The 11,245-nt window shown below is 41.0% G+C and carries 9 protein-coding genes and 1 riboswitch; of the genes, 7 read left to right on the top strand and 2 right to left on the bottom strand.

The genetic code is table 11. From position 1 onward, the window contains the following. The coding region (locus tag BUB11_RS25225; protein WP_143187718.1) for a peptidoglycan-binding domain-containing protein at window positions 1–321 on the top strand (321 nt) is incomplete at its 5' end. Between the two features lie 120 nt (window positions 322–441). On the opposite strand, the gene BUB11_RS28610 is transcribed toward BUB11_RS25225, so the two are convergent. Continuing rightward, on the bottom strand, window positions 442–630 hold the full coding sequence (locus tag BUB11_RS28610; RefSeq protein WP_242947752.1) for a hypothetical protein: 189 nt from the start codon (window positions 628–630) through the stop codon (window positions 442–444). 819 nt (window positions 631–1,449) lie between these two features. Here BUB11_RS28610 and BUB11_RS25215 point away from each other — a divergent pair. Continuing rightward, window positions 1,450–2,343 carry a GGDEF domain-containing protein gene (locus BUB11_RS25215; RefSeq protein ID WP_207650054.1) on the top strand — a complete coding sequence of 298 codons (894 nt, stop codon included), beginning with the start codon at window positions 1,450–1,452 and terminating at the stop codon, window positions 2,341–2,343. Window positions 2,344–2,550: 207 nt separating this feature from the next. Beyond that, a riboswitch (cyclic di-GMP riboswitch) is annotated at window positions 2,551–2,635 on the top strand. A gap of 113 nt (window positions 2,636–2,748) precedes the next feature. Continuing rightward, complete coding sequence (locus BUB11_RS25210) at window positions 2,749–4,782, top strand: methyl-accepting chemotaxis protein (RefSeq protein ID WP_073033252.1); 2,034 nt, start codon at window positions 2,749–2,751, stop codon at window positions 4,780–4,782. 71 nt (window positions 4,783–4,853) lie between these two features. Here BUB11_RS25210 and BUB11_RS25205 read toward each other — a convergent pair whose 3' ends face one another. Continuing rightward, window positions 4,854–5,363 carry a flavin reductase gene (locus tag BUB11_RS25205; RefSeq protein WP_073033250.1) on the bottom strand — a complete coding sequence of 170 codons (510 nt, stop codon included), beginning with the start codon at window positions 5,361–5,363 and terminating at the stop codon, window positions 4,854–4,856. A gap of 299 nt (window positions 5,364–5,662) precedes the next feature. Here BUB11_RS25205 and BUB11_RS25200 point away from each other — a divergent pair, with 299 nt between their 5' ends. The 4 genes from BUB11_RS25200 (at window position 5,663) to BUB11_RS25185 (ending at window position 11,064) form a co-directional block, all read left to right on the top strand. After that, a complete protein-coding gene (locus BUB11_RS25200) occupies window positions 5,663–6,379 on the top strand; it encodes a DUF169 domain-containing protein (protein WP_073033248.1) in 717 nt (238 codons plus the stop codon). A gap of 129 nt (window positions 6,380–6,508) precedes the next feature. Beyond that, complete coding sequence (locus tag BUB11_RS25195) at window positions 6,509–6,952, top strand: MarR family winged helix-turn-helix transcriptional regulator (protein ID WP_073033246.1); 444 nt, start codon at window positions 6,509–6,511, stop codon at window positions 6,950–6,952. A 221-nt stretch (window positions 6,953–7,173) separates the two neighbouring features. Continuing rightward, window positions 7,174–9,498: an acetate--CoA ligase gene (gene acs / locus BUB11_RS25190; protein WP_073033244.1), complete on the top strand. Its 2,325-nt coding sequence runs from the start codon at window positions 7,174–7,176 to the stop codon at window positions 9,496–9,498. 384 nt (window positions 9,499–9,882) lie between these two features. Then, window positions 9,883–11,064 (top strand): thiolase family protein, encoded by a 1,182-nt coding sequence (locus BUB11_RS25185; protein ID WP_200797992.1) that lies wholly within the window; start codon window positions 9,883–9,885, stop codon window positions 11,062–11,064. The last annotated feature ends 181 nt before the right edge of the window (window positions 11,065–11,245 follow it).

The following is an 11,245-nucleotide window of genomic DNA, read 5'->3' as shown; positions in this document are numbered from 1 at the left end:
GCATTTCAAGGGAGCATGGGATTGGCGCAAGATGGAATTGTCGGGATAAAAACCTGGACTGCACTGGGCGTAGATTGTCATACACCAACCCCGCCGCCGGGAAATCAATGTCCTACTCTTGAACAAGGGAGCATTGGACCAGCAGTAGTAAAACTGCAAGGACTCTTGAAAACAAGAGGGTTCTATGCGGGCAATGTTGATGGGATCTTTGGACCTATTACTAGAGCGGCTGTCCTTGCTTTCCAAGAGTGTATGGGTCTAGTTACGGATGGAATCGTCGGTATTCAGACCTGGACTGCTTTGGGAGTAGATTGTTGTTAAATTCTGATAGACTCTCGGGATGATTTTAAAAAGCAAGAACCCCAAATCCTTACGTTAAGGCTTTGGGGTCCTTCTTTTTTACTTTGTTATCTCTTTTCTCGCGGAACAGAATTGTTTATACTACCTTGCGGACATTTTAGAAATCCCACGTATATCGAGGCTATGCAGGTTCACTAGTAAAGATGCTGCATCACGGCAAATAATGTCGGGAGTACGCAAAAGAACCCCATCAGCTTCTTTAACTGTAAACTCATCCAATTTTAGACGTACATTAACCTCGTGGAAAGAATCACTTAAATTTCCTATCAATAAGTATGGCCTCTCCCTCAGCTCAAAAAAGCTCTGAGTCTTGAAGCGCACAAACAAATTACCAGATCGTTTACTTTCCCCAACGTGCTCATACCAACTCCTAGTCACTTTGTCTAAGTTGCTGTAGTACCTACAGGAGCCTAAATAGAAATCCGTCCACTTTTGATCGTATTCATCTTCTGCAAAATATCTCAAATTAAAAAATACAAAGGAATTTCACCGTCTAAAAGAAGCAGGCCTAACCCGTATACACTCCGGAATGGAGAGTGGAGATGACGAGGTTCTGCGTAGAATACAAAAAGGGTTTACAGCCTCAGAAATGATTGAAGAGGGTCTTAAAGTGTAAAAACTGATTAGCGTATTTCGTTTTATATGAATAAATTAATTTGGAAGAAATTGCAACAAAGTATAACAAAAAAGATATTATTACAACAATAAGTTATACAGAATATAACAAAATATAGAATTATACTCCATATTGTAATATAATAAATTCTATATTCATCTTGAAATGTTTAATAGTGGAGATTTTAAGGGCAATTGGGTCTATAATGTGGTCCCTTAGAAAGAAGTGATTCTTTGGCTGATTCGCAAAACCATGTTACTTCTAAATTGACCGGAATGTTCTTGGACAAGCATTTAGAACAACAATTTCAGGAGTCATACTTAACTAGGTCTAAAAGCTATATGCGAAAAGTCGCTTTAATAGTAGGAAGCATTTTTTTCTTGTACTCATTTTATGATTTTTCATCAAACAGCCAATTCATGGTTCTGGTTGTCTTATTTCTATGTCGTTTGACGTTCCTTTGGTTATCAGTGATGTTTTATTTTAAGCCAGATTATTTCCTGAAGTCCACTCCTTTTTTAAAGATCACTATTTATCAACTCATCTTTATTGTGCTGTTTTTTATAATTGTTATGAAATATGAGGATTATCATTTTCTTATCCAGGCTTTTTCGATTAATGTGATTGTTTTAGGGATTTTCTTTCTAGTACCAAATTTACTGCACTATAAAGTATGTCTTTCACTTTTCGCATTGCTTGGTTATATGGTTATTACTCTGACTAAATATCATCCACCTTTGCTTGAGTTTGGATCGGTCTTTGGCTACCTGTCACTGGCAATCTTTTTTAGCAGCATATCCTCATACAGTTTGGGCAAGTACATGAGGCTTGATTTTGTTAATAAACAATACTTTAAAGAGCTTTCTACGAAAGATTCATTAACCAATATATATAACCGACTGAAGTTCAACGAGGCGTTGAGCTGTGAGATTGAAGGAGCTAGGAGGTATGGGAATTCCTTTTCTCTTATTATGTTTGACATAGACCATTTCAAACAGTTTAATGATAAAAATGGCCATATTTTTGGAGATATAGTTCTTATAGAAATAGCCAATCTTGTGAAAGGATTAGTTAGGGGAGTTGATGTCTTTGCACGTTGGGGTGGTGAGGAGTTTGTAATTCTTTTACCTCAGACCCATTGTCAAGAGGCCTCTGCCCTCGCGGAAAGGTTGCGAAAATCAATCTGTAAAGAGTCAATGAAGAAAGGAATGGCTCTAACCTGCAGCTTTGGTGTTACATCATTTTGTAGTCAGGATGATGAGGATTTAATTATGGATCGAGTTGACCGAGCCTTGTACAAAGCAAAAGAGGGCGGCAGGAATGCTGTTGTTTCCGAGCATAACTTTCATTTAAGGTCCTCTTCATGAGAAAGAACCTCATTCGATACCCTGACTGTTGCGGTTCTAATTCCATTACACGATCGTGAGAGGGATCGGTAATGAATTTTGGTGTATAAGTTCTAGTATAACTTTTAACAAAGTGAATATAAAATGTATGTTGTATTTCAGATAATTAATGTATATAATAACGAATATAAAATCTCATGTTACGGAGGACTCATCATCTTAATTTAATATAGTGAAAAGTAAACTTGCTGAAAAGTAAGGACACAAAGCCATGAGTCTAAGGTATAAGTACTATGACAGTCAGGTTGCCAAAGGTAGAACACCGGTATGGGTGATTTTTAAGCTGTGGCGCTTTAAACGCTACAGCTTTTAATTATATACATAAAAGTCGTATTTTGCAGAAATTGATCAAAAGGAGTCGAACAGGTGAACGTTAAAAGTATTCAAACAAAGTTGCTACTACTCTTGTTGCCTCTTGTTATCGTGGTATTAAGTGTTCTAACTGGGGTGAGCTACTACCTTTCCAAACAGTCCCTGACCAAGAGTGTCGATCAAACAGCCATCGCGACGGGAACTGATTACAGCAATCGCGTTCAAGCCGATATGGAGCTTATGCTGTCTCGGCTCAAAGACCTAGGTAATCTAGAGGAAATTCGTACAGGTTCCGACAAAGTGCGGATGGTTCAAGCTATGGCAGAGGCCAAAGAACGATTTGGTACTTTTGATGCCGTTGTTTTCGTGGCACCTGATGGATCAGGGCTCACTAGTACAGGAGCTACGGCCTCCTACGGTGATCGCGACTATTTTAAGAAAGTTATAGACACCAAGCAAGCAGTTGTATCAGACCCGCTCGTTTCCAAGTCAACTGGGAAGTTAGCAGTTGTCTTAGCGGTTCCTGTCAAGAATAATGATCAGTTCACTGGGGTATTGGTTGGAACATTTTCGGTGGAAAGAGTGTCCGCACTGATTAAAGATCTGAAATTTCTAGATAGTGGCTATGGTCAAATTGCGGATGATTCAGGCATGATCATAGCTCATCCAAAACTTCCTGAAGCGATCGGCAAACTGAATCTTTTGGAGAAGACTATTAATCCTGAACTTAAGTTAGCAAAGGCTGAGCTTGACGACCATCTGATTAACCTGTTTAAGTCGGCAGCAGAGTCGGGGAAACAGCTAAGCGGAGCATATACCTTCGTTGATAATGTGCCAAGGATTGCGGTTTTCACTCCAATCGACTTGCCGGGCGGACAACGCTGGATTATGTCGGTGGCGGCGCCCGAAGTCGAGGCTACCCGGGAAACCACTAGCTTGACCCGAATGATGCTGATAATTGCCGTAGTTTGTTTATTGATTACGGGACTTGCAATTGTATTTATTGCAAGAAGGTTCACAAAACCTGTTTTGGTGATTCGAGATGAGTGTCTGCTCTTGGCCCAAGGAGATTTTAGAGAGCGTGAGACAGGGGATTTTGCGGAAGACGAAATCGGTCAACTGGCGAATGGTTTCCAAAAGATGAGGACGCATTTGCATGAAATGGTCACTATGGTCAGCTATCAAGCCGAGCAGTTAGCTGCTGCCAGTGAAGAATTAACGGCTAGCGTTGAACAATCGGCTCTGGCAGCGAACCAAGTAGCAACGTCAATTACCGAAGTGGCGACAGGTGCAGAAGAGCAGTTGAGGGCTGTTGATGAAGCTTCAGCAGTAGTTGAGCAGATGTCAGCCAGTATTCAACAGGTTTCAGCGACAACGACAGAGGTGGCTGGACAATCGGTCCAGGCTGCCAATAAGGCCAACGAAGGGAACAGCTCGGTAAATAAAGCTGTTTCTCAAATGGCAAAGATTGAACAAACTGTAAACAGTTCGGCCAAGGCGGTCGCTGAATTGGGCGAGCGCTCAAAGGAAATTGGGCAGATTGTTATTACTATTTCTGGCATTGCAGAACAGACAAATCTGTTGGCCCTTAACGCCGCTATTGAAGCTGCACGGGCTGGTGAACAAGGACGAGGTTTTGCCGTAGTAGCTGAAGAAGTGCGTAAACTTGCCGAACAGTCACAGGAAGCAACAAAGCAAATAGCCTCACTGATCGGCGAAATTCAGGGAGACACCGATCAAGCTGTCCTGGCCATGGGTAATGGCACTCAGGAAGTTACCTTGGGAGCAGAAGTAGTTAATGCTGCTGGACAAGCTTTTCAGGAAATCACAGAATTAGTGACCCACGTATCTGAACAGGTGAAAGAAATAGCTTTGACCATTGATGAGATGGCTATTGGCAGCCAACAGATAGTAGGATCTGTGAACCAGATTGATGACATAAGTAAAAAGGTTACTGGCGAAGCCCAGACGGTATCGGCTGCTACTGAGGAGCAATCGGCGTCCATGCAGGAAATAGCCTCTTCCAGCCAGAGCCTTGCTACGCTAGCCCAGAATCTTCAGGAAGCTGTTAGCAAGTTTCAGGTTTAAATGCACCCATCTACCCCTACAGGCGATAAGAAGGCAGGATGCAATTGTTTTGCTTCCTGCCTTTCTTTTTGCTACTCTTTTATAAGAATTTTTGTAACTTCTGCAATGTACAATGTATGATGGTCAACCTCAGGATACCATTTTTCATTAAGCTCTTGATCAATAAAAAACTCAGGTTTATATTCTTGGGCATAGAGTTTCTTACAAAGAACTGCGATACTTGCTTCTTCAAAATACGGAATATCATCGGTATGAAGAACAGTTAACTTGGAGTTTTTAATTTTATCTTCATCTCTGCCAGACTTTGTGCCAAGATAACTTAACGTTGTTCTAAAGCTGTTATCCAAAAATGTGATCGAAAATGTCTTAGAGCTATCCACAAACTCTTTAGTGTAGCGTTGTGGGCGGAGAACAATATAGGCAACATTTTTACCCCACATTACCCCAAAACCGCCCCACGAGGCAGTCATAGTATTAATCTTTCCATCTTTTTCAGCAGTAATGAGCATCCAATCCTTACCTATTAACTTAAACGGACTTCGCTCAAAAAGTTCTGGGTTGATCTCAGTGAATTTGGTCATCGACATTAGCTCCCTTTTTTTAAAATTTTCGGATGAACAATCCTTATGAAATGTACTATGCACTTAGTGCTGAGAAATGATGATATCTTACTCATATCATACCAAATTATCCTGCTAGTATTACAGTGTACTGATGGAATAATTCTGGTTACCGGTTAACGATTGATGGCGGATTATTTAAAGAAAGTAAATAGGACATAAATTAGTTGACAAATATAGTTGCTGTATCTACAATTGTTGTAACTATAATATTTTGTGCATAAAATAAAATCTAAAACTATAATAAAGGAAGTGTTAGCGTGAAAAGCAAGATCGCCAAGGCCATTAAACTTAAAACTCAACCGGTAGCCGTATTTCGCACAGATCTGAAACCAGAAGGAGCTCTGCAATTTCAGGAGGGAAAGTGGGGCTGTGTTATCTCAATGTTAAATGCAGCAACTAAGGGCCGGAGCGCAGTGTTTGACTCTAAAACCTCTGGGTGCAGGGGCGGAGCAGTAGGGCTGGGCTTTGAACAATTTAAATTGGGTTTTACGGAGTATTTTTTGTCTACTGGCGGGGTAGGCGGCATGGAAGGAGAATTTTATAAAAAGAATCCTGATGTTGCTGCCAAATTTGTAACGGGCTTACCGGTAGTCGAGGCAAAGAAGTATATTGTCTTTAAACCTTTGGCAGAATTAGGGGAGGGTGAAACGCCAGAGGTTGTTATTTTTCTAACCAATGCGGATCAACTTTCAGCACTGGTGTACTTTGCCAATTACGATAAAGCAACTCAAGATAATGTAAAAGTGGATTTTGGTGCAGGCTGTCATCAGTCAATACTTTATGCATTAGATCAAGTAGAGTCGAATAACCCGAAGTGCTGTATAGGTTTAACCGACCCTTCGGCCCGTAAATTTATCGATAAAGATGTCCTTTCTTTTAGCATTCCCTATAAACGCTTTTTAGAGTTAGAAGAGCAAGTGGAAGAAAGCTTTTTGACCAAAGAAACGTGGTTGAAAATTGCTGAAAGGATCTAGCGTGGCGTGCAAGGGGGTATTACCCCCTTGTTCTTCTAAAAGGGGATAATATGTTGAACAAAGTTTGCTCAATTAAAGATTCATGATATTATTATTCTTTAGATGTTTACGAATGAAGAAGGGGAATATATGAAAGATTTTAATATAGATGATTCCTTGGGTTTTATTGTTGCTAAAACAAACTATTTTATGAAAACCTATTTTAGTAAGTTAATCAAAGACAACGGCTTAAATGTTACAACAGAACAATGGGCAATTCTAAATGCTATTTATCATAATCCGGGAGCATCCCAAACTGACTTAGCCCGTGCATGCCTCAAGGATAAAACAAATGTCACAAGAATCTTAGACTTGTTAGTGAAAAAGGGGTATGTTGTTAGAAATATTGATATAAATGACCGCAGGATTTATAGTATAACTCTTACAGAACAAGGCGAAAATGCCCTAGAACTGCTGATTGAAATATCAAATAATGCCAACAAAGCATGCATTTCTGATTTGAATAAAGACGAATATCAAGAGCTTGTACGCAGTTTGAGAATAATTTCCAGCTCGATTGAAAAGCTGTTGTAATCTTTCATAGAACATAATTCAATATTTGCAAGTAACCCCCTCCAGTTAAAATGTAACAGGAGGGGTTATTTATATTCGCTGTGAACAGTTCTTTGGAACTCCTTCAATGATAAAATAAAAATCGAATTGGAAAATTAATATTCTGAATTGTCAGCTAAATGACTAACACTTTAGGCCCTAAAAGTGTATTATAGAAGAAATGAAGTATAGGAGGGTAATATATGACAGAGGAACGCAGTGCAAGATCACTGGAGGAAAAAGAGATGTTTTTCCCTCCTAAGGAATTTAGTTCAAATGCCGTAATACAAAACTCAGAAATTCATGAGCTAGGGCAGGACCGGAATGAGTTTTGGAACGAACAAGGGAAACGATTAGACTGGTTTAAATCATGGGACACTATTCTAGAATGGAACTATCCATTTGCAAAGTGGTATGTCGGCGGAAAATTGAATGCAGCTTACAATTGCCTGGACCGTCATTTAAAAGGAGCGCGTCGGAACAAAGCGGCTCTAATATTTGAAGGAGAACAGGGAGATCGACGAGTCTTCACCTATCAAGATCTTTTGCGGGAGGTTTCCCAGTTTGCGAATGTACTTAAGTCTCTTGAGGTAGAAAAGGGAGACCGAGTGACAATTTATATGCCTATGATCCCGGAGACAGTTATCGCGATGCTCGCATGTGCCAGGATAGGAGCAGCACACTGTGTTGTATTTGGCGGGTTCAGCGCAGAAGCCTTGAAGGACAGGATTCAGGACTCTCAGTCAAAGGTTGTAGTGACCACGGATGGAAGCTATCGACGAGGAAATAGTATCCCGTTGAAAGCTAATGTGGATCGTGCACTTCCCTCTGTAACTTGTATAAATAATTGTGTAGAAAATGTAATCGTCGTCAAGCGGACCGGTCAACCTGTCGATATGATAGAAGGACGAGATATATGGTATCACGAAGCTGTCGAGAATGTTTCGATAGTATGTCCGGCGGAAGCAATGGAAGCGGATGATATGCTCTTTATTCTTTACACGAGCGGAACCACAGGAAAACCCAAAGGGGTGGTTCATACGGTAGGCGGCTATATGGTTGGGGTGTCGACAACACATGAATGGGTATTTGACCTTAAAGAAGAAGATGTATATTGGTGTACGGCGGATGTTGGTTGGATAACAGGACACAGTTATTTGGTATATGGGCCATTAAGTAATGGTGCAACGGTCGTGATGTATGAAGGAGCCCCTGATTATCCAGAAAAGGATCGCTATTGGAAAATCGTTGAGAAATATAGGGTTACAATTTTATATACTGCCCCAACTGCTATTCGTACGTTTATGAAATGGGGAGAAAGTTATCCCTCGGGCAGAGATCTTTCAAGTTTACGACTCTTGGGCTCGGTTGGTGAACCGATTAATCCGGAAGCTTGGATGTGGTACTATAAACATATCGGACGAGAGCAATGCCCCATAGTGGATACCTGGTGGCAAACGGAAACGGGTATGATCATGATGACACCCTTACCAGGAATTACCCCCCTAAAGCCTGGATCTTGCACTATCCCATTTCCGGGAGTCCATATAGAAATAGTTGATCACGCAGGTGATCCTGTACCGAAAGGTAAGAGTGGATATTTAGTGGTTCGTGAGCCATGGCCAGCGATGCTTAAAACTGTATATGGTGATGATAAACGATATGAAGATACCTATTGGAGCCAATTTAAAGGTTTGTATTTTACTGGGGACGAAGCGAAATGGGATGAAGACAGTTATTTTTGGGTGACTGGGCGCGTGGATGATGTCATTAATGTCTCCGGGCATAGAATTGGAACGGCGGAAGTGGAAAGTGCGTTAGCTGATCATCCATTTGTGGCTGAAGCGGCATGTGTGGGCAGAACACACGAAGTAAAGGGCCAAGCGGTGTTTGCCTTCGTTAGTTTAAAAGAAGGAATTGCGGTTAATGATGAGCTGGTTGATGAACTAAAAGCACATGTTGTCCTGAAAATTGGTTCACTTGCACGGCCGGATGACATCTTTTTGAGTACTGAATTACCTAAGACTCGAAGCGGGAAAATAATGAGACGTCTTTTGAAAGACATCGCAGAGGGTCGAGAAATAGGGGATACCAGCACCCTGGCAGACGTTGGAGTCATTAATTTTTTGAAAGAGAATATTGACGCCCGAAGAATTCCTGAAGCGAAGAATGCTTCGATGAAATCAAAGAGAAATATGGTTTCGATTCCTGACACTGCCACGTTTAATCGTTGTAATGATGAGCCTTATGATGGGTACAGTTATACAGTATGGTACTGCACTCCTCCTATGGATGGATCACGACATCCAGTTACACATTTTTATTGCTTTCAGTGGATCGAAAGACTAAAATTTGTGCCTGAGGTTGCCTTAGCGATTACAAATATCATGTTAAACAACAAAAATGCTGCCGAAGCAATATTCGCGGATGGAACACCGGATTTTAGTCATGCGGTGATCAACGAGGGAAATATCAAAGATGACTTATCAGAAGAGGGGCAAATCTGTTTTTGTGGTTCAATGGGCTAGAGACAACGACGTAAACTTTACAAGAGAACAAGGGTTAATTCTAATTGATGAGTATGGCAATTCAGGGCAGGGATATCTTAAAATGATTAGCTATTATGTTGCCTAAATAATAACACAAACGTAACAAGAATCCTGGATTTGTTAGTAACAAGAAGACTATTATTTAGAAATGCAGATTAAGAATGGATGCGAAATTAATAAAGCTCAGGGAGATCTTACAATCAAAAAGTAAGATCTTCGTGAGCGTTTTTAATTGTAAACATACATCTTAGAGAAGGAGAAGCATACTACTATTTTCAACTGAATTTTCTGATAAAGTAAACCTCATTTTTACGGGAAAGTGATATAATGTTCTGGTAAATGAAAAGTAAGGAGTTGAGCGCAGTGCAAGAGGTTTTTATTTTATCTGGGGCTCGGACACCCATAGGAGATTTCGGCGGCTCATTAAAGACCCTGCTCCCTAACGAACTCGCCTTGTTTCCGGCACAAGAAGCTGTGAAAAGAGCAGGTATAGTCGATAAAAGCCAGTTTGATGAGGTGATCTTAGGAAACTGTATCCAAAGGACAGATGAGCCTAATGTAGCAAGGGTCGTCTCATTAAAGGCTGGTTTTCCCAAAGAGGTAACCGCATTTACTGTCCAAAGACAATGCAGTTCAGCGATGCAGGCCATCGTGTCCGGTACGCAGGAAATTCGCTTAGGAGATTCTGAACTAGTCTTAGCCGGAGGAGTAGAATGTATGAGTTCTTCTCCTTATTTGCTAAAAAGTACACGCTGGGGACAACGGCTTCAACATGGAGAGATAAAAGACTCGGTATGGGAACTATTAGAGGACCCGATCGATCATATCTTGATGGGCCAAACAGCAGAAAATTTGGCAACAAAGTACGGTATTACCCGAGAAGAGCAAGATTTAATAGCGCTCAGAAGTCATCAAAATGCCCTGAATGCTATCAAGAACGGTCGGTTTAAAGAGGAAATCGTACCAGTCACCATCGCCTTAAAGAAGGGCAAGTCAAACGTTGTAGATACAGATGAACATCCGAGGGATGGTTTAACCATGGAGGATCTTGCTAAATTAAAGCCAAGTTTTATCAAGGATGGTACCGTCACTGCCGGAAACAGTTCGGGACTCAATGATGGGGCAGCTGCGGTGGTACTGGCCTCAGAAAGAAAAGTTAAGGAACTTGGGGTTAAGCCACTAGCTAGAATAGTGTCTTATGCAGTTGCCGGAGTTGAACCTGAACTCATGGGGTATGGACCTGTGCCGGCCGTTAAGAAGGCATTGCAAAAGGCTAACCTGACCCTGGGTGATATTGATCTCTTTGAGGTGAACGAAGCCTTTGCGGCACAGTATATTGCTGTGGAGAAATTATTGGAGTTGAATCGTTCGATTGTTAATGTCAATGGAAGCGGCGTTGGGTTAGGACATCCGGTGGGATGTACCGGAGCTAGAATCGTTGTTACGCTTCTTTATGAGATGATGCGCAGAAACCTAAGATATGGTCTGGCTACTTTGTGCATTGGGGGCGGCATGGGTAAAGCGTTGATTATTGAGCGTGTTTGATAAAAAAGAGATGATGAAATTAGGTATTGTTATGATCTGAAGGCACTCAAGAATTGAGTGCCTTTTACTGACTATTGTGCAGCGAACTCAGATCTTTCAGATGTCGGATTATATACTATTATGAATGTCAATGATAAAATACTAAAGTATAGTTGGATAACGGAATTATAAAAGTGGGAGA

Source organism: Desulfosporosinus lacus DSM 15449 (genome assembly GCF_900129935.1).
GTDB classification, from domain to species: Bacteria; Bacillota; Desulfitobacteriia; order Desulfitobacteriales; family Desulfitobacteriaceae; genus Desulfosporosinus; species Desulfosporosinus lacus.
This window is presented reverse-complemented; position numbering and strand designations above follow the sequence as displayed.